The sequence below is a fragment of the Paenibacillus tundrae genome (assembly GCF_030812775.1).
Taxonomy (GTDB): Bacteria; Bacillota; Bacilli; order Paenibacillales; family Paenibacillaceae; genus Paenibacillus; species Paenibacillus tundrae_A.
Genome location: NZ_JAUSTI010000001.1, coordinates 29,644 through 54,982, shown reverse-complemented (window position 1 = coordinate 54,982; position 25,339 = coordinate 29,644). Strand labels below are relative to the sequence as shown.

The 25,339-nt window shown below is 45.7% G+C and carries 22 protein-coding genes and 1 other RNA gene; 3 read left to right on the top strand and 20 right to left on the bottom strand.

All coding sequences use genetic code 11. The features are described 5' to 3' along the window. Positions 1 to 54 precede the first annotated feature (54 nt). The 4 genes from J2T19_RS00230 to J2T19_RS00215 all read right to left on the bottom strand — a co-directional run bounded on the left by J2T19_RS00230 (position 55) and on the right by J2T19_RS00215 (position 4,156). A complete protein-coding gene (locus tag J2T19_RS00230; RefSeq protein WP_056696092.1) occupies positions 55 to 351 on the bottom strand; it encodes a YlaH-like family protein in 297 nt (98 codons plus the stop codon). A gap of 309 nt (positions 352 to 660) precedes the next feature. After that, complete coding sequence (gene typA / locus J2T19_RS00225) at positions 661 to 2,508, bottom strand: translational GTPase TypA (RefSeq protein ID WP_307211686.1); 1,848 nt, start codon at positions 2,506 to 2,508, stop codon at positions 661 to 663. Between the two features lie 176 nt (positions 2,509 to 2,684). Next, positions 2,685 to 3,173 carry a hypothetical protein gene (locus J2T19_RS00220; protein WP_370874783.1) on the bottom strand — a complete coding sequence of 163 codons (489 nt, stop codon included), beginning with the start codon at positions 3,171 to 3,173 and terminating at the stop codon, positions 2,685 to 2,687. Between the two features lie 323 nt (positions 3,174 to 3,496). Further along, positions 3,497 to 4,156 (bottom strand): TerC family protein, encoded by a 660-nt coding sequence (locus J2T19_RS00215; RefSeq protein ID WP_307211681.1) that lies wholly within the window; start codon positions 4,154 to 4,156, stop codon positions 3,497 to 3,499. Positions 4,157 to 4,260: 104 nt separating this feature from the next. Here J2T19_RS00215 and J2T19_RS00210 point away from each other — a divergent pair, with 104 nt between their 5' ends. Next, positions 4,261 to 4,962 (top strand): TerC family protein, encoded by a 702-nt coding sequence (locus J2T19_RS00210; protein WP_307211678.1) that lies wholly within the window; start codon positions 4,261 to 4,263, stop codon positions 4,960 to 4,962. A 167-nt stretch (positions 4,963 to 5,129) separates the two neighbouring features. Here J2T19_RS00210 and thiI read toward each other — a convergent pair whose 3' ends face one another. From thiI to J2T19_RS00180, 6 genes are all read right to left on the bottom strand, one after another. Further along, the gene (gene thiI / locus J2T19_RS00205) at positions 5,130 to 6,371 is read right to left on the bottom strand and encodes a tRNA uracil 4-sulfurtransferase ThiI (RefSeq protein ID WP_307211676.1); all 1,242 of its coding nucleotides are present in this window, start codon (positions 6,369 to 6,371) and stop codon (positions 5,130 to 5,132) included. 5 nt (positions 6,372 to 6,376) lie between these two features. Further along, positions 6,377 to 7,525 carry a cysteine desulfurase family protein gene (locus J2T19_RS00200; protein ID WP_307211672.1) on the bottom strand — a complete coding sequence of 383 codons (1,149 nt, stop codon included), beginning with the start codon at positions 7,523 to 7,525 and terminating at the stop codon, positions 6,377 to 6,379. 174 nt (positions 7,526 to 7,699) lie between these two features. Continuing rightward, the gene (locus J2T19_RS00195; RefSeq protein ID WP_307211669.1) at positions 7,700 to 8,464 is read right to left on the bottom strand and encodes a lytic transglycosylase domain-containing protein; all 765 of its coding nucleotides are present in this window, start codon (positions 8,462 to 8,464) and stop codon (positions 7,700 to 7,702) included. A 219-nt stretch (positions 8,465 to 8,683) separates the two neighbouring features. Next, on the bottom strand, positions 8,684 to 9,088 hold the full coding sequence (locus J2T19_RS00190) for a hypothetical protein (protein ID WP_307211666.1): 405 nt from the start codon (positions 9,086 to 9,088) through the stop codon (positions 8,684 to 8,686). A gap of 35 nt (positions 9,089 to 9,123) precedes the next feature. Further along, entirely contained in the window at positions 9,124 to 9,342 is a 219-nt protein-coding gene (locus J2T19_RS00185; protein WP_082560385.1) for a DUF1540 domain-containing protein, read from the bottom strand. Between the two features lie 171 nt (positions 9,343 to 9,513). Next, entirely contained in the window at positions 9,514 to 10,020 is a 507-nt protein-coding gene (locus J2T19_RS00180) for a YpuI family protein (RefSeq protein ID WP_056696072.1), read from the bottom strand. A 291-nt stretch (positions 10,021 to 10,311) separates the two neighbouring features. Here J2T19_RS00180 and J2T19_RS00175 point away from each other — a divergent pair, with 291 nt between their 5' ends. Continuing rightward, positions 10,312 to 12,198 (top strand): S8 family peptidase, encoded by a 1,887-nt coding sequence (locus J2T19_RS00175; RefSeq protein ID WP_307211657.1) that lies wholly within the window; start codon positions 10,312 to 10,314, stop codon positions 12,196 to 12,198. Between the two features lie 103 nt (positions 12,199 to 12,301). Here J2T19_RS00175 and J2T19_RS00170 read toward each other — a convergent pair whose 3' ends face one another. Both J2T19_RS00170 and pdxR read right to left on the bottom strand, forming a co-directional pair. Beyond that, positions 12,302 to 12,559: a hypothetical protein gene (locus J2T19_RS00170; protein WP_307211654.1), complete on the bottom strand. Its 258-nt coding sequence runs from the start codon at positions 12,557 to 12,559 to the stop codon at positions 12,302 to 12,304. Positions 12,560 to 12,644: 85 nt separating this feature from the next. After that, entirely contained in the window at positions 12,645 to 14,165 is a 1,521-nt protein-coding gene (pdxR, locus tag J2T19_RS00165) for a MocR-like pyridoxine biosynthesis transcription factor PdxR (protein ID WP_307211652.1), read from the bottom strand. A gap of 188 nt (positions 14,166 to 14,353) precedes the next feature. On the opposite strand from pdxR, the gene J2T19_RS00160 reads away from it, so the two are divergent. Then, a complete protein-coding gene (locus J2T19_RS00160; RefSeq protein WP_307211649.1) occupies positions 14,354 to 15,580 on the top strand; it encodes an aminotransferase-like domain-containing protein in 1,227 nt (408 codons plus the stop codon). A 217-nt stretch (positions 15,581 to 15,797) separates the two neighbouring features. On the opposite strand, the gene rnpB is transcribed toward J2T19_RS00160, so the two are convergent. The 8 genes from rnpB to glyQ form a co-directional block, all read right to left on the bottom strand. Next, positions 15,798 to 16,206: RNase P RNA component class A (gene rnpB / locus J2T19_RS00155), an RNA gene on the bottom strand. Between the two features lie 83 nt (positions 16,207 to 16,289). Continuing rightward, complete coding sequence (locus tag J2T19_RS00150) at positions 16,290 to 17,405, bottom strand: Nif3-like dinuclear metal center hexameric protein (RefSeq protein ID WP_307211646.1); 1,116 nt, start codon at positions 17,403 to 17,405, stop codon at positions 16,290 to 16,292. Beyond that, positions 17,381 to 18,139 carry a tRNA (adenine(22)-N(1))-methyltransferase gene (locus J2T19_RS00145; protein WP_307211642.1) on the bottom strand — a complete coding sequence of 253 codons (759 nt, stop codon included), beginning with the start codon at positions 18,137 to 18,139 and terminating at the stop codon, positions 17,381 to 17,383. Before J2T19_RS00145 ends, J2T19_RS00150 begins: the two co-directional genes overlap by 25 nt. 184 nt (positions 18,140 to 18,323) lie before the next feature. Continuing rightward, positions 18,324 to 19,463, bottom strand: a complete 1,140-nt coding sequence (gene rpoD, locus J2T19_RS00140; protein WP_128102888.1) for an RNA polymerase sigma factor RpoD — start codon at positions 19,461 to 19,463, stop codon at positions 18,324 to 18,326. A 42-nt stretch (positions 19,464 to 19,505) separates the two neighbouring features. After that, complete coding sequence (gene dnaG / locus J2T19_RS00135; RefSeq protein ID WP_307211638.1) at positions 19,506 to 21,326, bottom strand: DNA primase; 1,821 nt, start codon at positions 21,324 to 21,326, stop codon at positions 19,506 to 19,508. Positions 21,327 to 21,373: 47 nt separating this feature from the next. Further along, positions 21,374 to 21,862: a YaiI/YqxD family protein gene (locus tag J2T19_RS00130; RefSeq protein ID WP_307211635.1), complete on the bottom strand. Its 489-nt coding sequence runs from the start codon at positions 21,860 to 21,862 to the stop codon at positions 21,374 to 21,376. Between the two features lie 248 nt (positions 21,863 to 22,110). Continuing rightward, positions 22,111 to 24,186 (bottom strand): glycine--tRNA ligase subunit beta, encoded by a 2,076-nt coding sequence (gene glyS, locus J2T19_RS00125; RefSeq protein ID WP_307211631.1) that lies wholly within the window; start codon positions 24,184 to 24,186, stop codon positions 22,111 to 22,113. After that, on the bottom strand, positions 24,179 to 25,066 hold the full coding sequence (gene glyQ, locus J2T19_RS00120; RefSeq protein WP_056696050.1) for a glycine--tRNA ligase subunit alpha: 888 nt from the start codon (positions 25,064 to 25,066) through the stop codon (positions 24,179 to 24,181). Before glyQ ends, glyS begins: the two co-directional genes overlap by 8 nt. Positions 25,067 to 25,339 lie beyond the last annotated feature (273 nt).

Sequence of the window (25,339 nt, the reverse complement as noted above, 5' to 3'; positions counted from 1 at the left end):
ATAAAAGACAACCGCTTTCCCGAGGGAAAACGGATGGTTTGTACAAGACAACATTTATGAGTTTCGTGCGGAAGCTTCCGCTTTTTTCTTTTGTCTACCTTCAATAAAATAACGCACTCGTACTAACAGCATCAAACCAACCGCTACCAGCAAACATTGAATGATGGGAAGCTTATCGATCTGAAAAATAAGAAGCATGAATGTGCCCATCGCCATCAACAGATAGAGGAAAATTTCCTTAACGAGTGGTAACTTCTGACGTACCCGAAACACCTTGTTGTATACGTAAGTTATTAGCACAAAGATGACGATATAGGCTACGATCGGGTTTGACGCAAACCATGCTTGCATGCACAGCCAGCTCCTTTCGTGATCATGCTTGTATACATAAACTGGTTGATGAAACAACACTTCCAAGTTGATTACAAAACCGTCGTATGAGACCGTTCCGGATTCGGATCGTTCTTTCGATCGCTGTTGTCTCCGGATTTCCTGAATAATTCTTCAAAGGTTAAAACCCGGAGACAAAGGCGAACGCTTCGCTTCTACAGAATCGATTCCGATCCTACACTACTTTGAGCGGTTTGAACTCAAACGTATGACAGTGCGGTTTACATCATCAAACGTTAACTTATACATACTATTTTTTGTTAGTTAAGATTAAGCGTTATTTTGAGCCATTTTGCGTTGTTTTTCTGCACGCTCACGCTCGGATTTGTTCAAGAGTTTCTTACGAAGACGAATAGATTTTGGTGTGATCTCACAATATTCATCTTCATTCAGATATTCAAGCGCCTGTTCCAACGAGAAGATAATTGGTGTTTTAATTTTAACCGTATCATCTTTACCAGAAGAACGAACGTTAGTCAGTTGTTTTTCTTTGCAAATGTTAACAACGATATCATTGTCTCGTGTATGCTCTCCAACGATCATACCTTCGTAAATTTCTGTTCCTGGCTCAAGGAAGAGCGTACCACGATCCTCAACACCCATCATTCCGTAGAACGTAGATGTACCCGTTTCAGTTGAGATCAGTACACCTTGGTGACGTCCACCCACTTGACCGGATACTACTGGAGCGTAGCTGTCAAATGCATGATTCATTACGCCATAACCACGAGTCAATGTCAGGAAGTTGGTGCTGTATCCAATCAAACCACGTGCAGGGATCAGGAACTCCAGACGAACTTGACCGCTACCATTGTTGACCATGTTAACCATCTCTGCTTTACGTGCGCCCAGGCTCTCCATGACGGAACCCATGCTTTCTTCAGGGATATCAATCAACAAGCGCTCAAGAGGTTCCATTTTCTTACCGTCAATTTCTTTGATGATAACTTCTGGTTTGGATACTTGAAGCTCATAACCTTCACGACGCATATTTTCAATCAGGATACCCAAGTGAAGCTCACCACGTCCGGAAACGATAAATGCATCTGGGCTCTCTGTTTCTTCAACACGAAGGGATACGTCAGTTTCCAATTCTTTTAACAAACGCTCGCGAAGTTTACGGGAAGTTACCCATTTACCTTCACGGCCTGCGAATGGACTGTTGTTTACGAGGAATGTCATTTGCAGTGTTGGCTCATCAATTTTCAGAACCGGCAAAGCTTCAGGGTTGTTCGGGTCAGCAATCGTTTCACCGATGTTGATATCCTTAATACCCGCGATCGCTACGATATCACCTGCGCCAGCTTCCTCTGTCTCAACACGTTTCAGACCTTGGAAACCAAACAGTTTCTCGATACGAGCTGTTTTGCTTTTGCCATCACGCATAATAACAGTAACGGATTGGCCTTGACGAATCACACCGCGGTTTACACGACCGATAGCGATACGTCCGAGGTATTCATTGTAGTCCATCAGCGTAACGAGGAATTGCAGTGGCTCTTCAACGTTCTCTGTTGGATGAGGGATATGACTTACGATGGTATCGTAGATCGCCATCATGTTGTCATCTTGTTTGGCAGGATCGTCTTCCATGCTGGATGTTCCGTTCAATGCGGAAGCATATACAACAGGGAATTCAAGTTGTTGATCGTTGGCACCCAGTTCGATGAACAGGTCAAGCACTTCATCAATAACCTCAGCCGGACGAGCCGCTGGACGGTCAATTTTGTTTACAATAACGATTGGAGTCAGGTTGTGCTCCAATGCTTTACGAAGTACAAACTTCGTTTGTGGCATACAGCCCTCGTAAGCATCAACAACGAGCAATACGCCGTCAACCATTTTCATGATACGTTCTACTTCACCACCAAAGTCGGCGTGTCCAGGTGTATCTACAATGTTGATCAGGTAATCTTTATAAGTTATAGCCGTATTTTTGGCCAAAATCGTAATACCGCGTTCACGCTCCAAATCGTTGGAGTCCATTGCGCGCTCCTGTACCGTCTCGTGATCACGGAATGTACCGGATTGCTGGAGCAACTTGTCGACGAGTGTCGTTTTCCCGTGGTCGACGTGGGCAATAATCGCAATATTGCGAATGTGTTCTCTTGAATGCATGGTTTGTATCCATATCCTTTCCAATTTCAATTCTTATCTACTAAACTTCCCGCAAAATCGCAGGTTACTCACAAAATAAGCGTCGGTGATAACCCGACGCATGTCTATATCCCTTATATTATAGTTTATCATAGGTAAAAATCAAGATATTTCGCTTGAAAACAGCACTGAGATTATTACCAGCCCTTCCCGCGGCGTCCCCGTCCTAGTAATAACCAGACTCCACCTAAGATCAACAGGACAGCAAGTACATAGATGATTCCCGTCTGCAGCAAAGTAAATCCGAGCAATATGACCGATACAGCACCGATTATCATTCCAGCAGGTAACACATACTCGGGTCTTCGACGTTCAGCAAGTCCATATTCCAATAAACCTACGGCAACACCTAACAAAAGAACAGGCCACAACCTTGTCATCATTCCCGCTCCCCATGTGTTGGTTATACCGAATAGCACACCGTATACCGTAAGAATTCCCGCAGGAACAAGTGACCATGAAGGCGAGAGTCGTGCGTAATACAGCGCATGAAGTGCGATACCCGGTAGAAGAATCAACAATGGCCAGAAATGGCGCCCAATGAATCCAAACACGCCTAGCTTACCAAGCAAAATAACCACACCTGCAACAACTATAAAAATCCCGATAGCTTTTTCATTTCTCATTCTCACTTCTGCAAGTCACCTCTTATCCCATTTGGCTATGTATCTCGCCTGGCTAACATACAGTCTTTTTCGCGATGCCAGACATGCATCTATGGTATCTAGTTTAGCTGAATTTTCGCCAAAAAACTATCCTTTATGTCATACGCTGCGGCTACTCCATATTCTTGGATTTCAATGTATCCGATGATAGGGTTATACTTCCTATTCTTCTCAGTAACCTTCTTTAGCAAACCAAACTCAACAAAAAAACCGCTCTAACCGAGCGGCTTGGACTTCTTTTGGAGATGAGATGTTTTATCTTCAGAAGGTATATTAAAGGTATATTAAATGTTTCGCCTTACAAACTTGCTTGCTCCTCCAACTGCAAGAACCAGACAAGCCATGGCTGCTGGGAGCAGCATATGTGCTTCAGCTGTCAATCCGGTTAACCATTCACCAAGCTTCGGATCATTCATAACCATCTCACCAGCGGTAAAAGCTAAAATTCCAGAACCCACAAACACTAAAATCGGGTATCGCCTCAACAGTCCAACGATCAGACCACTTCCCCATACGACGATCGGAATACTAATGGCAATACCAATAACAATAAGCGCTAGATCACCTTTAGCTAATGCAGCGATGGCTAGAACGTTATCTAAACTCATGACAAAGTCGGCGATCAGAATCGTTTGAATCGCTTTCCACGTCGTCTTTGCTTCACGAATATGTACAGCATCCTCATTTTGAACCAAGAGCTTCATGGCAATCCAGAATAACATCAGTCCACCTGCAGCTTGAATAAACGGAATCCCCAGTAATAAAACGGCGGCAAAGGTCAATACACAGCGTAATACTACCGCTCCAAATGCCCCCCACCATACGGCTTGCTTACGCTGCCTCACAGGTAGATCCTTACTAGCAAGCGCAATAACAACCGCATTATCTCCACTCAAAACCAGATTGATCATTAATATCTCCGTCAACAGCCATAAAGTATCCATAATCATCCCCCCACTCTAACTTGTATGTCAAAGTTGTCCATGCTATTCTTATCGATTGAACAAGCTTATTTTAGACAGGCATGTAGATGAAGGAGTGACAGCAAATGGACATATTTAGCGCTGTTTTTTGGATTGCTTTAGTTAAAATTGTTTTTATTGATCTCATGTTAGCTGGGGACAATGCCATCGTCATTGGTTTAGCTGCACGTAATCTTCACCCCTCAGTGCAAAAAAAAGCGATTCTATACGGAACAGCAGGTGCACTCCTCATACGGATTGTAGCAACCGTTGTTGTGCTATGGCTCCTTAAAGTACCTTGGTTGCTCCTAGCTGGAGGCGTGCTTCTCGTCTGGATTGCCTATAAATTGTTAGCAGATCAAGGAGAAGAGCACAGCGATATCAAAGCAGGCAACTCCCTGTGGGTCGCCGTTCGCACCATCGTAATCGCAGATGCAGCCATGGGACTCGATAATGTCATTGCTGTCGCGGGCGCAGCCGAGCAGCATCTTGTACTCGTTATCCTTGGACTTCTCATCAGCGTACCTATTATCGTGTGGGGCAGTACGCTGTTCATTAAGCTGATTAATCGTTTTCCATGGATTATTTATCTTGGAGCTATCGTGTTAGGCTACACGGCTACCAATATGATTACGGAAGAGCATCAGCTTGTGCCTTTCTTCACCGAGCATCCAGCACTACGAATATTGTTCATCGTTCTTGTCGTTGCCGGCATCGTATTGGCAGGTTATCGAAAACGAGTAAGTCACAACAAAGCAATCAAAAAGCATGAGCGCTCTTATTCATAACAAGAGTATATAACTATAAATATTAAACACAAAAAGGACTGGCCGATTATTGTCGACTAGTCCTTTCTGTGTTTAACTTTGTCATATTTTAAGATGCGGGTAAACATATTCCTTGTTATGTCTTTCCATTCATTTGAGGTCACTATGAGGATGAAATAACGAATTGATTAAAACCAGTCTTCTTTGATCTCAGAGTCGTCACTAGAACTTGCTCCAGTGACAGATTCACCCGCATGTAACACAATCGTTTCGGTCTTTGCTACAGCTTCGTCGACCCATGCAGCCAGATGACTCATCGTTGCCTCAATTTTATCCACAATGCGGAGATTAGGATTCGTTGTTGGCGATTTGGGCACAAACAGGGTACAGCAGTCCTCATAAGGCAGAATGGAAATGTCGTACGTTCCAATTTGCTTGGACAGCGTAATAATTTCTTGTTTGTCCATCATAACTAGCGGTCGCAGCAACGGCAGATCCGTTGCACGTCCAATTACGTTCATGCTGGGAAGTGTCTGACTGGCTACTTGACCTAGGCTATCGCCTGTAATCAATGCAAGCGCCCGTTCACGTTCAGCCAGTTTGGTTGCAATCCGCAACATAGAGCGCCGCATCAGCGTAATGATTAAGTTGTCCTGTCCGAGCTGCGTGAATGCCGTTTGTATCTCGGTAAACGGAACAAGATGCAGCTTAATCGTTCCCGCATGATCTGCGAGTGCACGGGCAAGGTCGATCACTTTCTCCTTGGCACGCTGACTTGTGAACGGATAGCTGTAGAAGTGTACACATTCTACTTCGAGTCCACGACGCATCGAAGACCAAGCGGCTACAGGACTATCGATACCACCGGACAACAGAAGCATAGCCTTTCCGTTTGTACCTAATGGGAATCCTCCTACAGCAGGTATTACCTCATTAAAAATATAAGTGCCCTGCTCACGAATCTCTACGCGCAGCTCAATATCCGGCTCACGCACATCCACGCTAAGATCCTGAAAGGTTCGGAGAATGGGAGATCCCACCATATGGTTCATCTCATGTGAAGAATGAGGGAACTCTTTCCATACACGGCGAGCATTTACTTTGAAAGTCATACCGCCTTCGAACTCGTGCTTTCTCTCCTCCATAAAAGCAACTGAAGTCTCCACAATGGCATCCCGCTCAGAGGGAGTCACTTTAACCGGACTGATCGACATCACGCCGAAAACCCTTTTTAACACCCGAATCAGATCTGTAGAGGATTCATTACCGAGATCTACATACAGGCGACCAAACTCCTTTCGCAAACTCGCACTAGGGTAAGGCTTGAGCAAGGAACGCACTTGAGTAATGATCGTTTTCTCGAAACGTGCACGATTTTTTCCTTTTAACATAAACTCTCCAAAACGGAGTAGTAACATATCGTATTTCATCTGACTTACATCCGCCTTTCCAACGGGCGCAATTGCGCCATCATCTGATGTATGGCCTGCTTCAGCAGGTTTACATCTTCTTCAGTATGTTCATCACCAAGACTAATGCGTAATCCTCCAGCTGCACAAGCCGCATCTCTGCCCATCGCAAGCAGTACACGACTTGGTTCAGCAGAACGAGAAGAACATGCTGACTGGGTCGATACCGTAACCCCGAGCTGCTCCAATGTATGAAGCACTACTTCGGCTTTCATGCCAGGATATGAGAAATGAATGATATGAGGTGCTCCCTGTTGATCGCTATTTAGCACTAGACCCGGAATTTCCTTAATACACGCCATGATCTGGTCACGATACACCGTCACGCGTTCCGCAAATTGAGGTTGACGCTCTACAGCAAGACGTATCGCCTTCGCCATACCAACGAGCAATGCCACATTTTCCGTCCCTGCTCTCATCCCGTTCTCCTGTGAACCCCCGGATAATAGTGGAGTCAGTTCAATCCCACTACGCACGTACAAGAGTCCCGCTCCTTTAGGGCCGCGAAATTTATGAGCAGACAAGCTATACAGGTCGGCATACCAGGAAGCAGGCTTAGCCTCCAGCTTTCCAACGCCTTGCACACCGTCTACATGAAACAACACACGGCGAGCTTCTTTCTTGAGACGTTTACCGATCTCAGCAATCGGGTGAATAGCCCCTGTCTCATTGTTGACATGCATTAAGCTTACAAGAACAGTATCCGGTCTTAACGCTTCAATAACTTGCTGCGCAGTAACCCTCCCAAGGGAGTCTACAGGAATCCATGTGACGTCCCATCCCCACTGTTGCAATTGGAGGAAGCTCTCATACACTGATGCATGTTCGGTAGCCGTGGTAATGATGTGTTTGCCTCGTGATTGATAGCGTAATGCCGCCCCCTTAATCGCGAGATTGTTACTTTCCGTTGCACCCGAGGTGAAAATGATCTCTTCAGGCTTAACCCCGATTGCTGTAGCACAACCAACTCTCGCTCGCCGCAATAGTTGGTGCGCTCGCTCACCATAGCCATGGATGGACGAAGGATTACCATAATGAGCCTCCATCACTTCGGCTATAGTACGTACGACATCTGGATCGGGAGGCGTCGTCGCTGCATAATCAAAATATTTCAAAACGAGGTTATACCTCCTTATCGTGTGCTCTCAAACTTCATGATTCTACAGTGAGCATTGTAACACGATACCGCCCCAACACAAAAAGACCAAACAGAAACAGGTAAAAACGCCCCTACATGTTCCTGAATTGATCTTATGGCTGGACTCACTGTACATGCATCTTATTCAAAGTTACAGCGTATATTTCGCTTTCGCCTTCTCTACCTTCGCGATATAAGCTTGCGTCTCGGTAGGCAGAAGCTTCAGTGCATTCATCAGTTCAGTGTCATTGGATACGCCTAAGCGTGATACACGTCCAGGTCCTGCATTATACGCGGCGAGAGCCATCTTCACTTCTCCACCAAAACGTTGAAGCTGAAGAGAAAGATACTTCGTTCCCCCATCAATATTCTGCGCAGGGTCGAATGAATTGCTTACTCCGAGGCCAGCAGCCGTTCCGTCCATCAATTGCATTAAGCCTTTAGCTCCTGCTGAGGAAACAACGTTTGGATTGAAATTGGATTCTGTATCGATAACGGCCTTGATTAACGACTCAGGCACGCCATACTTGGCACTCGCTGCCGCAATTAAGGAATCATAATCGGTAGGTACAGTCTCTTCCCCATTCGTTGACACTGCATCCAACAAAGACGTAAGAGATACAGATGGACTGCTGCTGCTTGTGGAGGCAGTTAAAGGTGTACCCGAATCTGAACTGTATTGGCTGCCCAATTGCAACCATAATAACCCGTCATTGGATCGTTTGGACAAACCAAGAGATGCTGAAGAAGCCTCGCTACTGCTAGTCCCCCGGTTTCCAGTGCCTAATAGCCCGTCCATCATATTAGCAAAATCTACAGATGAATTGGCCGCTCCGGCTGACCCGCTTGATGAATTGGCAACATTGGACAATTGCAGTTCAAGCAACTGCCGTGACCCACTGGGATCAATCTGCATGTGTATATCCACTCCCGTAATTTAAAACTATATTCTGCCTTTATTCTACATCGTTTTACATGAATCTGCCATCATTTTCAAAAAATAAGCGCATATATCTTTTCTTTTGCACATAGACGAAAAAAACCTTCTCCATTCCCCGAATCGGGAACGGAAAAGGTCATCATATTAAAGTACTGTGTTCTTTAAAAAAGCTGCAAGAAGCATGCCCCTCCACCCTTATCGCGCGAAAGGAATCATGAAGAAATAGCTGAGTGTAGCTACAATGCCTAGACCCATAGACCAAGCACCTGCCGTTTTACGGCCATTTACAAAAGCATAATAACCAAGTACAGCCGCGACAGGTCCAAGCACGATAGACCACATGAATAATGATGCGATCCCTGAGGCCAATCCAACATAGCCCGCAACCCTGCCTGTAGACTCCATCACTGCATCTGCCTCATGATTTTCCTGCGTATTTACCGGACGTTCAGAACGCTCGGTACGCACAGCCGTTGGGGGAGCAACCTCAGCACCGTATTCTTCCCGATGTTCACGTCTTGGATAATCAACGCGTTCACGAGACTTCTTGTCCTCAGATTCAGAGCGCTTAAGCAGAAGATCTTTATAATCATTTTTCATTACTAAGCACCTCCATTAAGAATGGGAATGACTGCTCATTTGGGTTTGAACGTGTGACAGCATGTGGCAGAGGATGTTCGTGCATGATCGTGATGATCGGAATCAAACGTCTCTCCAGCGAATTCCTCATGTAGGCGGCGGGTAGCATGCTGATCAATATCAATCATGATGGCATCCGCCTGACAGAAGTTATTCTCGCCCCAGTAGTTACAGTTCGAGACACTGCATTTAACGATTGGCTTTTCTTGACTCATTATTTATCACCTCGCACCTATTGTCTCCACGGTAATAATGAGCTATTCCCGTTCAAAATGTCAGATGATGACATGAATTCCTCTCTCTTAGCTATTTAGTAAGAACGCAAAAAAACCGCCAAAATCGGCGGTTTCATTCATTGATTTAGTTAGTCTACATGTAGTCTACAATTAGGCGTGGTTACGTTGATTCTGCATCCGACGCTGAGTCAAGTAATCACTCTCATAGAAAGCCAAGTCGTCGCGCAATTCTTCATACGTTTTGGAAATCTCAAGAATGACGTCACGCACTGCACGGATAGGCTTGTCACGGAAGCGAATTGCATCTTGCCCTGTGTAAGCATATCTGCCGTCTTCAGAGTAACATTCATTTTTGGGATAGAAAAAGCTATTTACACTTTGGTGGTACGTATTATAAAGCGCCTTTTCCGCAAAATCGACATCGAAATTAGCACGACGCAGCACAACGCCAAGTTTTTCGTAAGAAACTTCAGAAAAAACAAGCAAATGACGGAGATCCGAAAGAAATCCTTTGTAGAACGTTGTTGATTCTTCCGTCTGATTCTGATCCAGTTCAGGCAAAGCATTTTCGTTCAAAAATTGTTCAATCCGATCGATAGCAGGTTTTAACTTTTCCCTAGTTGACTCACAAATTTTCTGTACATTGGCTGCTGACATAAAGGTAGCTCCCCCTTAAATAAGTCCTTACATATAGGTAGGTCGGGCGGTGAATTTCACCTGACCTTCAATTCTCAGGTACTATCCTACCATAAAAAGCTGACGAGCGGTATCCCATAATCCAACCGGTCTCTACATGTGTTCGACGATCTTAATTGCAAAATGCTACGCATAGTCTAGATCTGCATAAAAATATCTGCTTTTCCTAACGATAGAACTATGCACGGACAACGATGAGGCCTGAGCACGGTTCAGATTATTGTCCTAATTACAGAGGAGGTTATCATCTCGATGTCTAAACCAAAATGGATTAACTGGGTTATTGCTGCAGGTGTAGGAACGCTTGCTTTAACCCTTCTACTACCAACATCCAATCGCACGCTGCCAGAGCATAGTGCATTACCTGATGCTCCTCACGTGGAGCAAGGGAATAAACAGCGCCTGAAAGTTCAAGACGTGAAAGCTACGGATCTCCTCACTCGATTGGATGCAAAGCAGCATCTAAGCACCATGTTAGAGAAAACCTCCAGCATGTCAGATTCAGAATTGCGTAAGTATGTGCAAGACCTTCAGCAATCTCACAAACACATCCATTCTCTCATGTTCATGGACAATAAATCTGGTTCACAGCGTCATCAGTTCGGCAAAGATATGCCAAAAGGTAGTAAATTGGAGCAACAACGCCTCGATCATTCTCTTAGCCTAGCCAAAAAAGCCGTTATGAAACGTCAAAGCTTCGAGTCTTCTTCATTTTCCATGGGTAAAGAAAAGTATTTTGTGTTAGGTCAGCCTTCCAAGGATGGCAAGCAAGCCATCATCGCCTTATTCAGCCAAAACGTGCTTAACGCGGTGGAACAGCATCAACGTAAAAATCTACGTATGATTCCTTACCCTCGGGAAGGCAAATTCAAAATTGAATCGGTGCATCCGGATACCTTAAACGAAATTACGGTCAAAACAGGGCATGATAACGCAAATGCCAGCCACTTTTATGAAAATGAAATCGTAATTCGTTTCCGACAGGAGCCGGGCGAACGTGACATGCGCATCATGAAATCTGACTTGCGAACACAGTCTGCCCGCAAATTGGGATACACGTATGTTTTCCGGTCAGAACATATGAATTATGAACAGCTGCATTCCTATTTTGAGCGTAAATGGAATCCACTTTATATGGAACCCCACTACATGTATTTAACCAATGAGACACTGACTGAAAAGGACAATTCGGCTGAGGTCACCGTTCCTAATGATATTTTGTTTACCGATTACCAATGGAACCTGCCTGCAATTGAAACCAACCGAGGGTGGAATATTTCAAAAGGGAACAAGGATGTTATTGTTGCCGTGGTGGATACTGGGGTAGACATCAATCACCCTGATCTCAAAGGAAAGCTGCTTAAGGGATACAATGTGATCGACCCTACTCGCGAACCTCTTGATGATGTCGGTCATGGTACGCACGTTGCTGGCATTATCGGGGCAATTGTTAACAACAATGAGGGTGTAGCAGGAATGAGCTGGTACAATAATGTACTTCCAGTAAAAGTTCTGGATAGCTCGGGTTCAGGCACGACTTATGCTGTTGCTGAAGGGATTATCTGGGCAGCAGACCATGGAGCCAAGGTCATTAACATGAGCTTAGGAAACTATGCAGATGCTCAGTTTCTTCATGATGCAATCAAATATGCGTTTGACCGCGATATAGTACTGATTGCCGCTACAGGCAACGATAATACAGAACGTCCTGGTTATCCGGCTGCCTATCCTGAAGTATTCGCCGTATCTGCTACTGATCCTGATATGAATAAAGCTTCCTACTCCAACTATGGCGACTACGTTGATGTTATGGCACCAGGTACCAGCATTGCAAGCACCTATCCTGACAACCAGTATGCTGCATTGTCGGGAACATCCATGGCTAGTCCCCACGTGGCCGCACTTGCAGGATTAATTCGTTCGATCAACCCTGACTTAACGAATACCGAAGTGATGGATCTCATGCGTCAGAGCGTGATTGACCTAGGCGATCCTGGGCACGATAAATATTATGGATACGGTCAAGTGGATGTCTACAAAGCGCTTCAAGCCGCAACGAGCAACAGTGCTCCCCTGCAATTCTGGCCACAACATGTGAGACAGCAAATGGACAATACGATGAAGAAATATACGAAGTAAGTGTTTATTTGTGTTCGACAACAACAAAAGCAGCTGCGCCCCCGGGCGTATGCTGCTTTTTGATATGATATCAAATTATCATTCCCGGGGGCTTAGGCTGCGCTTAACGTTTACGTGAAGCTGTACGGGATTTGCTTGATTTTTTGGCGGATTTTTTCTTGCCATTGTGGCTGGATACATAACCTGTTTCTTCTTCTCTTATAACGACTGGGTACATATGGTGAGGGATCGGCACACAGTGGTGCTTCTTGATAACCTCAATTGGATGAATTACAGGTACGATTTGTGGAATGTAGTAGTCTTGCACAACCTGGATCGGATCACAGACAATCGGGCAAACCGGTGGACAGAAATGGTTCATTTCAAAACCAACTCCCTTTCAAGTGATACTATAACGTATTGCATTAGGACGAAAGTGGATTGGATGTATGTCCATTTTTGAGAAATTAAATAAGCGGGAGCCTGTCCGCAGCCGCCGCTCCCTTAAGTGGGGCTTCGTTTGCGATCACATTACATAAGACACGCAGACCTTCACACAATCGTTCCATGTCCGTCACCGTAAAACAAATTCGCAAATTCGAAATGTCCGGTTCCCCCACATAACAAGCTGAGCCAGGCAAAAAGGAAACGCCTGCGGCCAGCGCGTGCCGATGCAGTTCCCGCATATCTATACCATCGGGCAGTTGCAGCCACAGGTTCAACCCTCCATCTGGTAGAACCCAGAACATCCCTGGTGGTGCATGCGCTTCTAAGACAGCCGATGCTGCGCTCAATCTAGCGTACAACTCATCTCGAAGCTGGTGGATATATGCGCTATATTGATGCTGAATAAAGGATTGCAACGCTTTTTGAGTTAACAGAGGACTGCCTAGATCTGCAGTCGATTTGGCAGCCACCAGCCGCGTAAGAACACTTCCATCTGCGATAGCACAAGCCACACGGCAGCCTGGTGATAATACTTTACTGAACGTTTTGAGGTATACGACATGCCCGGTTGAATCCATTGACTTTATGGAGGCTGGAGGCGGGTCGCGGAAATAAAGATCAGAGAACGGATCATCCTCCAGAATGAGGCAATGGTAGCTCTGAGCCAAATTCAGCAACTGCGCTCGCCTTTGCGCACTCATCGTGATCCCTGTGGGATTATGAAACGTTGGAATGGTATAGATTAACTTCGGCGGATGGGTATCGCATAACCGGGTCAACAGATCGATGCGCATCCCCTCGTCATCCATCGGTACGGTAATGATTTTGGCACCTCTACTCGTAAATACATCGATGGCTCCCGTATACGTCGGGGCTTCCATGTATACCACATCACCAGGCCCAACGAACGTCCGAGCCACCAAATCAATTCCCTGTTGCGTGCCGCTAGTAATTAACATGCGCTCAGGCATCACCTGCGAACCTCTCTCTGCAAAATGATCTGCAAACGTCTGGCGAAGCTCACGGTCTCCTTGGAACGAACCATACGCAGCCATCCGTTCCGGATGATCTGAGGAGAGACGATAAGCACTCTCAATAATCTCTCGTGTAGGCAACAATTCAGGCTGAATAGCAGACATATGGAGCTCATACCGCACTTGCGGAGAAGTATCGAAGTGTCGCCAGAGCTGAGCCCGAGGCAAATAATCAACCAATGCCATCTGCCAGTTCCACGGTGTATTCTTCTCCCCGTTTCCTTGCACTGGATACATCTTATCTATATTTTCGCTTCTCTCGGACTCCTGTACTCCCCGCACATAACAACCTTTACCTTGAGAACACGTAATTAATTGAATCGCTTCAAGCTCCGCGTACGCTTTGGACACCGTCACTAAACTTACACCAAGGTCTGAGGTAAGCTTTCGGACGGATGGCAGACGGGTTCCTGGTTCAATAAGCCCAGATCGGATACGATCTGCAAGAGTAAGTGCAATCTGTATGTACAATTTGGTACGACTTCCCCGCTTCAGTTCGATATGCATTGTTCCCGTCCTCCCAACTGTTATGATCTACATTTTACTGTTATACAGTTTCGGTCTATTATAGAATATAACATTACTATAAGTTCGTGTTCAAAGGTTCGTTTTTAGTACGAAGACGATGGAAAATGCTGCAAAACGAACTTTATGAAGCACCTCTATAACAGTGAATAACAGGAGATGAAAACACAATGAATATCCCTTGGTCTAAAATGGCACTAAACACACCGTCCTCTGTCGTTCGCGACATGTTGCAGGCAGCGCAAGCTCCGGGCATGATTTCATTAGCTGGAGGTTTACCCGCACAATCATCATTCCCTCTGGAAGCGATTCGTGTCGCTTATGAAAAAGTATTTGCATCCGGAGCATCCGCTCTTCAATATGCAGAAACGGAAGGATATCGTCCACTTCGCGCCAAAATTGCGGAGCGCCTCGAATCCAAAGGCATACCGGCTTCTCCAGATCATATGCTGCTGACTACAGGATCTCAGCAATCCATTGACCTTGTATGTCGCATCCTGCTTGATCCAGGTGACCGCGTACTGGTTGAATCACCAACCTATCTGGCTGCGCTTCAAGTGATTCATTCCTACCAAGCGATATCGCACGGTGTAAGCTGTGATGACGAAGGAATGCTACCTGAATCATTAGAAGAACTGCTTCAATTGCATCGTCCAAAATTGGTTTACATCAACCCAACCTTCTCCAATCCTTCGGGTAAAGTGTGGAGCCGTGAAAGACGTCAGAAAGCGGTGGATCTTTGCCGGAAATACGGCGTCCTGATTCTAGAAGATGACCCGTATGGCGAAATTCGTTTTAACCCGGAAGAGCTGGACGCGCCTGCACTTGCAGAATTGGATGCCGTCTATGAAGGACCTTCCAACGTGATCTATACCAGTACCTTCTCCAAAACGGTTGCTCCTGGACTTCGCACAGGATGGATCCTGGCTGCACCAGATATCGTTAAAATCGCGGCAAGAGCTAAACAGGGTGCTGATCTGCACTCTAGCAGCATCGACCAAAGAGCGCTTCATGCCCTGATGGAGACGTTTGATCTCGATGAGCATATTCGTGGAATTTCCGCTGATTATAAACAGCGCATGGAGAAAATGACTGAACTGATGTCGAAAAAGGCATGGGAAGGCATCTCGTGGAATTCACCGCAAGGGGGAATGTTCCTCTGGCTCGAATTACCTGAATCAATGTCTGCCAGCAATCTGTTCACCTACGGCATTCAAGAAAAGGTATGTATCGTTCCTGGTGATTCTTTCTACGCTGGCACGCCTGAGTTGAACCGGATGCGGATTAACTTTACCCACACCGATCCAGATCTACTCCCTGAGGCTGTAGAACGTATGGATCGCGCCATTAAACGCTGGCATGCTTCAGTACAATCCGATGCTACAGTGACCATGTAAAATTCTGATACTGGCATTAATATTGTTATATTGCAATATTAATGCCAGTATTGCTTCCTTATCAATTACAATGAATAAATGCAAAAAAATGGCGTCAGATTCCGTATAGATCGGATTCTGACGCCATCTCTGTTTATAACACTAAAATTACGCTATGTTCATCATGAGAATTACTATTCACATGAATGAATTCCAAATAACTAGCTGTTGTTGCAGTTAGGAAAGCTTACCGTAAGCCGGGTTCTGTGCTCTTCGTGGTTCATACGGGAACTACCCTCCCACCACAAGCGACAATCATCTATCTAGGCCATACATTGCTGCACAGCTCAAGCGACCAACCTAGACACACCTCGGGCTAAGGCTGCCTCCTCCAAAGAGTCGACTGTGTCCCATTAGGTCTTGCTCCAGATGGGGTTTACCAGGAACGAAGTCACCAGCGTTCCTCGGGGTCTCTTACACCTCGGTTCCATCCTTGCCTGTGCCGGAGAATCCGGCCATCGGCGGTCCATTTCTGTGGCACTATCCTTCAACTCGCGCTGACTGGACGTTATCCAGCATCCTGCCCTGTGGAGCCCGGACTTTCCTCTCGTGGCAACAAGGCCACCAGCGATTGTCTGTCAAGCTTTCCGAAACAACATTACATAGTATACAAGGATTTCAGTTTACAAACAAGCTTAATATTAATGGAAGCATTGGAACAGGTACATATTTAGAGGAAACGGAATACTTCTGTATTTACCTCTGATGCTGTTACCTGTGTTTCATAACGTTTAAGGTCTAAGCGCTCCCGCAGCCAATCGGCTGTTTTGGGCTTCATAATTTTCTCGGCATTATGTCCAACATCAATGATACACATGCCTGCCATTAATGCATCGTGAGCTGTATGATAATCAATATCCCCAGTTACGATGACATCTGCTCCTTTGGAACGTGCCGTAAGTGTGTAACGGCTACCTGAGCCACCAAGAACAGCCGCTTTTTTCACTTTACGGTTCAAGTCTCCTACCACTCGGACGTGAGACACGTTCAGTTGGCTCTTCACGACGTCGACCAGCTCACCTAGTGTCATCGATTGTTTGAGTGGTCCCAAGCGCCCCAGACCAAGCGTACGCCCTTTTAAATCCATAGGGTATAGATCGTATGCCACTTCTTCATATGGATGTGCCTTCAACATCGCTTGTATAACTTGACTGCGCAGACTTTGTGGCACAATCGTCTCGATACGCATTTCCTCTACACGTTCCATCTGCCCCTGTGTACCAATAAAAGGCTGCGTGCCTTCTCCAGGTACAAATGTACCTGTGCCTTCCGTATTGAAGCTACACTTATTATACTGCCCAATGCTGCCAGCACCAGCTTCTAGAATAGCGTTTAACACTTGTTCATGATGTGTACGAGGAACGAATACAGCCAGCTTGAAAAGATGATCCGTATGTACATCTTCCAGTGACTCTCTGCTATCGATTCCGATCGCTTCTGCCATCCAATCGTTCATACCACCCTCTGCTACGTCTAGGTTCGTATGACTGATGTACACAGCAATATCATGCTTAATCAGCTTTTCGTACAGTTTTCCCATAGGTGTATCGGTTGTTAGTGTTTTAACTGGACGGAATATAATAGCATGATGCGCAATAATGAGATTGGCACCGATACGAATTGCTTCCTCGACCACTTCATCCGTGACATCCAATGCAACAAGAACGTGTTTAATTTCCTTTTGCAGACTCCCCAGCTGCAAACCGATCCGGTCATCAGGTACAGCTAAATGTTTGGGAGCGAGCTGCTCCATCAATTGAATTACCGTTTGACCTTTGGCAAACATGCCAATACCTCCTTCAAATTCGCAATCAGTCGTTCAACATCCGCAGCCTTCTCTCGAGCAGATTCTTGATCGGATTTCATGATCGACTGTACTACGCCCTGCAGCTTAACAATTTCACTTTCCCATTTGGCGAAAAATACGTCTGTTGGTTGATCTACCAGATATGGCCCCATGCGAAGCAAAATTTCCTCTGTCAACTCTACACCATTTGTGAGGGGACGAGGCTTGTATACTTCTTCATTCGCAATAGGACTACTCGCTTGTGGCATCGCTGTAATAATTTCGTAGATCTTCCCATCTTCCTCGAGCAGTTTCTCCGCCACGACCACCCAGTTGTGAGCTAGAAGCCACCGTCTCAAGATATCCTCGCCTACGTTGGGTTGCAGTACAAGCAGGCTAACCCCTTCTAACTTGGACAGACCACGATCCAGAATGGATGCAATTAATGCTCCGCCCATACCAGCAATTGTAATCACGTCCACTTCACCGGGCTCGATTACATCAAGACCATCCCCGCGACGAACCGTAATTTTCTCTTGCAGACCTGCATCACTCACTTGTTTCCGCGCTGCTTCATAAGGTCCGGGATTTACTTCACCAGCGATTGCGCTGACAACATTACCGCTGCGAACAGCTGCTACAGGTAACAACGCATGGTCTGAACCAATATCCGCTAAACGGCTTCCCTCCGGAATTTGTACATGTATTTGCTCTAAACGATTCGAAAGTTTCATGACACACCTGCACCATTCATTTAATTTATTGATTTGCATTGAACAACGAAAAGCGATAAAATAAAATCCAATCAAACATTTCAAGGATGAATTACCAAAACCAAGAAATTAAGACGTTCAATTTAAAAATAAAGGAGACCCCGCAGCCGCGTTAGCGTCTTGCGGAAAGTCTCCCAAAGTGTTGTTATTCGAGGAAATCCTTGAGTCGTTTACTGCGACTCGGGTGACGCAACTTACGAAGAGCTTTGGCTTCGATCTGACGAATTCGCTCACGGGTAACGCCAAATACTTTGCCGACTTCTTCGAGTGTTCTCGTCCGTCCATCATCGAGACCGAAGCGTAGACGTAGTACATTTTCTTCCCGTTCAGTCAATGTATCCAGAACATCCTCAAGTTGCTCTTTCAACAGTTCATACGCGGCAGCATCAGCAGGAGCCAACGCCTCCTGATCCTCGATGAAATCACCCAGATGGGAATCATCTTCCTCACCAATTGGTGTTTCAAGGGAAACCGGTTCTTGTGCAATCTTCGTAATTTCACGCACTTTCTCAACACTCAGATCCATTTCAGCTGCGATTTCTTCTGGTGTTGGTTCACGCCCAAGCTCTTGTAATAGCTGACGGGATACCCGGATCAGCTTATTAATCGTTTCTACCATGTGTACAGGGATACGAATTGTCCGTGCCTGGTCAGCAATGGCACGAGTAATTGCTTGGCGAATCCACCATGTCGCGTACGTACTGAACTTGTAACCTTTTTTGTGGTCGAACTTCTCAACTGCTTTGATCAGACCCATGTTACCTTCTTGAATCAGATCGAGGAACAACATGCCGCGTCCAACATAACGCTTAGCTATGCTGACAACGAGTCTCAAGTTGGCTTCAGCCAAACGGCGCTTCGCTTCCTCGTCCCCATTCTCAATCCGTTTAGCCAGTTCTACCTCATCGTCTGCGGACAATAGCGGGACACGACCAATTTCTTTGAGATACATACGAACAGGGTCATTGATTTTGATGCCTGGAGGCAAGCTCAGATCATCATCAAAGTGGAACTCATCGCCCTCTTCTCTGTTGTTGTTTTCCGAATCCTCGCTCGGACGAAGTGTTACCTCTTCATCATTCTCGTTAACAACATCAATACCGAGATCGCTCAATTGCTCATAGAACTCATCCATTTGCTCTGCATCCTGCTCAAACGGGGAGAGTTTTTCAATAATTTCCTTGTAATTTAGCGAAGCTCTTTTCTTACCTGATTCAATCAATTGATCTTTAACCTGATCCAGCGTCAATTCTGTCTCTAGTTCAGTATGCTGATCATTCGCCATAATTCGACTCCCTCCTCCCTAGAAACATCCAACCTCAGACGTTCACTGTCTCTCTAGGGCAATCATTTCAATTGCAATTTGTGCCGCACGTACTGAATCACCTGCACGCTCTGCAGCAATCATTTCTTCTTTCTTCAAGTCGTACTCTTTCTTACGCGGATACTTCAGCACTTCTCTGATGCAATCGTCGAGTACTTGAACACTCCATTCACCCGGACCATCCATCATCGAGATTGAACTGACTGTCTTCTCAAGGCGGTCATCATGCAGCGAAGACATGAAGCGGCTCGTATCCGGCGGTTTGCCTTGCGCATAGTAGGCATATAGATAAGCAGCAATAGCTGCATGATCATCCAAGTTAAAAGCTTCACCAAGATGCTCGTTAACGTACTGTGCAGCCTCGTCGTCCTGAAGCATCCAGGCGAGCAGCTTACGCTCAGCAGCGTGATAAGCTGGCAACAGATTAGGTGTAGGCACCTGCCTATTTTGTTGCCTACCATTATTCCACCTTTTCGAATTATTATCCCCAAACTGCTTGTTATTTTTCATGGCTTCTCGCTCTTCGTTGCACTCCTGCTTCAATGTTTCAAATGAAACGTCGACTTCTGCAGCAAGCTCACGAAGGTAAACTTCCCGTTCTGTTGGGGAAGGCAAAGGCGCAATAAGTTTCACAGCTTCCTTTGAATAAGCGATTTGTCCGCCACCTTCTAGCAGTATATGGTTTTTCTTAAGGTTTATAAGCTTAAATTTTGTTGTCGTTACGGCACCATCTATAATCTGATTCCGGAATCGTTCGCCACCATGCTTGCGAATAAAATCATCCGGATCAAGCCCTTCGGGAATGAGTGCTACCTTAACTTGCAGCCCCGCTTCCTCAAGAATAGGGAAGTTTTTGAGCGCCGCAGCCTGTCCCGCTCGATCGCCGTCATAACAGATAATGACCTCATCGCACATGCCTTTCAGCATTAAAGCCTGATTCTCGGTAAGTGCGGTACCCATAGCTGCTATACCGTTCTGGATGTCTTGATCCCAAGCGGAGATAACGTCACCGTATCCTTCAAATAGTATAGCTTGTCTTTGTTTACGAATTGCATTCTTGGCATGATGCAGATTGTAGAGCACTCGGCTTTTGTTGAACAACCGGGTTTCTGGAGAGTTAAGATATTTAGGCTGTCCGTCTCCCAAAATGCGACCCGCAAATGCAATTGGCTTACCGCTCCTGCCATTAATCGGGAACATGACTCTGTCACGGAATCGATCGACATAACCTTGACCTTCGTTTCTCTGTGACAGAAGGCCACCCTTCTCCATCTCTTCAAGCGGAAAATTGCGTTTCTCCAAAAATTGAACCACGGTATCCCAGCGATTAGGCGCATAACCGATCTGGAAATGGTCAATCAGCTTGTCATTGAAGCCCCGTGAGCGTAAATAATCCATAGCCGCTTTGCCATGCTCTGTATTCTTCAATAAGAAATGATACAGCTTCGCGGTAAGCTCGTATGCCTTCAGCAGACGCTCAGTCTCCGGATTCACATGAGCAGATTCACGCCCTTGCCAGTCACCCATAGAAATATGGCTTTCTTCTGCCATCGTCTTAACAGCCTCGGGAAAGGATAACCCTTCGATTTCCATCCTAAATTTGATGGCATTTCCACCCGTGCCACAGCCGTAGCAATAGAAAATTTGTTTCTCTGGTGTTACTGTAAACGAAGGCGTCTTCTCAGAATGAAAAGGGCAGAGGCCTTTCATATATTTCCCCTGCTTGGTCAGATGCACAAATCGGCTCACCGTATCGACAATATCATTCTGCTGTAACACCGATTCAATAATACTTTCGGGTATACCGCCTTGTCCGGTACTCATCTCTGGCCACCTTCATCTCTTTAGCACGTAAATATAATTCGATAAACTTACACATTCTCCTGCAAATCTTTTAAAAGTTTTGTCAGTTTATGTTGAAATATTTCACGATCCTGCTCTGTGAAAGGCTTTGGCCCTTTCCCATAGTGACCTCTTTTTCGTGCTTTAGCCGCAGTGTGGCGGGAATCAAGCATGAAATCAATGTCACGATCGTTAAACTCACGACCACGAAATGATAAAACATAACAACGCTTGCCTAACGCGAGCGCAGCCAAACCATAATCCTGTGTAATGACCACATCGCAAGGCTTAATATGATTAGCAATATATAGGTCAGCGCTTTGGTCACTACGATCTACCTGCACCGTTTGTACCCCTTCTCCACCTTGAAGCAAATGGTCAAAAGAAGAAACCAGCAGCACAGGAATTTTGAAACGGCGAGCCGTTTCCGCAATCTCAGCCTTAACCGGGCAAGCATCGCCATCCACAACAATGTGGCGTACATTCAACTCACTCAATCCCAGACCACCCAGCTTCATAAAGTTCGCACGTTGTCATCATGTCTAGATGCAAAATGCACAAAATAAACTGCATATTGTTATATACGACCTTCGTTAGGCGAAATCCTTCTGACGAGTCAACGTAAATCAAAGGCTAAAATACGGAACAGGTGTTTAAAATAAATTTCACAACCCGTTCCGTATATTTATACCCTGTTATATCCCGCTTTAATACTGAAATTGTGCTTTGTCTCTGAACCACTTGGTCTAAGCGCTCAGAAGAAGAATTACCACACTAATTTAGAGAAATCAGCGAATTGTTTCAGGTCACGATCAATTGTAGCAAGGAGCGCCAAACGGTTAGCACGAATCGCTTCATCTTCGGACATTACCATAACGGAATCGAAGAAAATAGTAATTGCCTCTTTCCATGCAGAAGCAATTGCAAGTGCCTCGGCAGTCGCATTTTTAGATAAAGCTTGGTTGTACTCTTCGGTCGTTTTACTCCAAGCTTCATGCAACTGGCGTTCTCCTTCTTCTACGAACAATTCAGGATGCACGGAAGCATTAGATGCTTTGGCAGCCAAATTCCCCACACGGTTGAACGATTCAACCGTTGTTTTGAATGCATCTCCGGTTTGAACAGCCGCCATCAACGCTTCACCTTTAGGAACAATAGCACTAATATCATCGAAGCCAGAAGAGATCACTGCATCGACCACATCGTATCTGACCGTCTCGGACAGCAATTTTTTCACGCGAAGCCCGAAGAAGTCCTGCAGGTCTTTACGTACTTCCTCGTCTGCACGTTTCAACAGATTCATCTGAGCGTGTACTTCAAGTGCAACTCCGAATACGTCTGACAATGTCAACGGAAGCTGATGATCAAGCATAATCTGCACGATTCCTGCGGCCTGACGACGAAGCGCGTACGGATCTTGTGAACCTGTAGGAATGATGTTGATGGAGAAACAGCCTACAATTGTGTCCATTTTGTCCGCAGCGCTCACAATCGCACCGATCAGTGAAGCCGGGGATTGATCTCCAGCAAAACGTGGCTGATAGTGTTCAAATACAGCTTTGGCCACATCTTCTTTTTCCTTAGCTTTGCGTGCGTAATCCTCACCCATAACACCTTGCAATTCTGGGAACTCACCAACCATTAGGGTAACGAGATCGAATTTGCAGATATCCGCAGCACGGCTAACCGATTCTGCTACTGCATTCGACACCTGCAGCTTAGCTGCCAGAGCATCTGCAATTTTACGGATACGGCGAACTTTATCACCAACAGTACCTAGCTCTTCCTGGAAGACGATCGTTTCCAGCTTAGATAGCGCGTCTTTGATCTCTAACTTTTGATCTTCTTCATAGAAGAATTTCGCATCCGAAAGTCTTGCACGCAATACTTTTTCGTTCCCTTTGGCAATGACCTCCAGTGAATCGGCACCACCATTACGAACGGTAACGAAATACGGCAGCAATTGTCCCTCACTGTCAAGCACAGGGAAGTAACGTTGGTGCTCTCTCATAGATGTAATCAGAACATCCTGAGGAATATTTAAGAATGAAGAGTCGAATGTGCCAAACAGCACGGTTGGCGTCTCAACCAAGAACAGCACTTCTTCAAGAAGATCTTCTTTGATGCCAATACTCCAGTTCTTTTCAGCAGCGAGCGCTTCGATTTGGGAGACAATCATCTGTTCACGTTCAGCGATGTCTACAATGACATGCTCAGAACGAAGAGTCTCTACGTAAGAAGAAGCACTGCTAATTACGGTATCCTTACCCAAGAAGCGATGTCCACGAGTAACATTTCCAGACTGCACACCTGCTACTTCAAGCTCAATGACTTCACTACCGAACAAAGCAACAATCCAACGAATTGGACGGACAAATTTGAAATCGTAGGAAGCCCAGCGCATGAATTTAGGGAACGTCATCGCATGCAGGACAGACAACAGGCCTTCACCGATTACAGAGGAGGTTTCCACCCCTTTACTGCTCTTCGTTGCATAGATGTACTCCACGCCACCAAGTTCTTTAAATGTGAATTGTTCTGGGTCTACACCTTGGCTACGAGCAAATCCTAAAGCCGCTTTGCTCCAGTTACCGCTCTCGTCCAGTGCAATTTTACGCGAAGGTCCTTTGACTTCTTCCTCCACGTCCTCTTGCTTCTCAGCTACGCCTTGAATCAATACAGCCAGTCTGCGTGGCGTTGCATAGGCATTCACTTCACCATAAGAGATACGAGATGCGTCCAACCATTTCACAACGCGCTCCTGTAACTGCTCTATCGCACCGCGCATGAAACGAGCTGGAACTTCTTCAAGACCGATTTCAAATAATAGATCCTTAGACATGCTCAGCTCCCCCTTTCTTAATCAGCGGGAAGCCAAGCTTCTCACGCTCTTCCATGTATGTGGCAGCCACTTGCCGAGCTAGATTACGAACACGTGTGATGTAACCTGTACGTTCTGTAACACTGATTGCGCCTCGTGCATCCAGCAGATTGAACGTATGTGAACATTTCAGCACATAGTCATATGCAGGGAATACCAGGTTTTGTGCCATTGCTTTATTTGCTTCTTCTTCATGCATGTTGAAAAGCGTAAATAACATTTTCACGTCTGATACTTCAAATGTATATTTAGAATGCTCGAACTCTGGTTGACGGAATACATCACCATAGGTAATGCCTTCAACCCATTCCAGATCAAACACATTTTCTTTATCTTGAATGTAAGAAGCAAGTCGCTCCATACCATACGTAATCTCAACAGCAACCGGATTCGTCTCAATTCCGCCTACCTGTTGGAAATACGTAAATTGGGTAATTTCCATACCATCCAGCCATACTTCCCAACCCAAACCTGCGCAACCAAGAGACGGATTCTCCCAGTTGTCTTCAACAAACCGAATATCATGTTTGAGCGGATCAATACCTAGACGCTTCAAGCTCTCCAAATAGATCTCTTGAATATTGTCTGGAGAAGGTTTGATAATGACTTGGAATTGATGATGCTGATACAGACGGTTTGGATTTTCACCGTAACGTCCATCCGATGGGCGACGGGACGGCTCCACATAAGCTACTTTCCACGGCTCAGGTCCAAGTGAACGCAAAAAGGTCATTGGATTCATCGTACCTGCCCCTTTTTCCGTATCATACGGCTGGACAATAATACAATTGTGCTCAGCCCAGAATTGTTGCAGCGTTAAAATCATCTGCTGAAAATTCATAATCATGCTCCTTTTCAATGGTTTGTTGGCAAGCTAGAACGGTTTAGACAATAAAAAGCCCCCGTCCTACGCCTGTTGTCCAGACGTAGGGACGAGAGCTATTCCCGCGGTTCCACCCTACTTGGCTCAAGGAATACAGGATATCCTGCTAATCCTAAGCCCACTTTTCCGTGTCCATTCATGCTCCCGAGTGCCCTTTCATAGACCAATCCATCCAGGCTTCCACCATCCCCGGCTCGCTCTATTATGATAAAAGCTAATGCCCTCAATCAT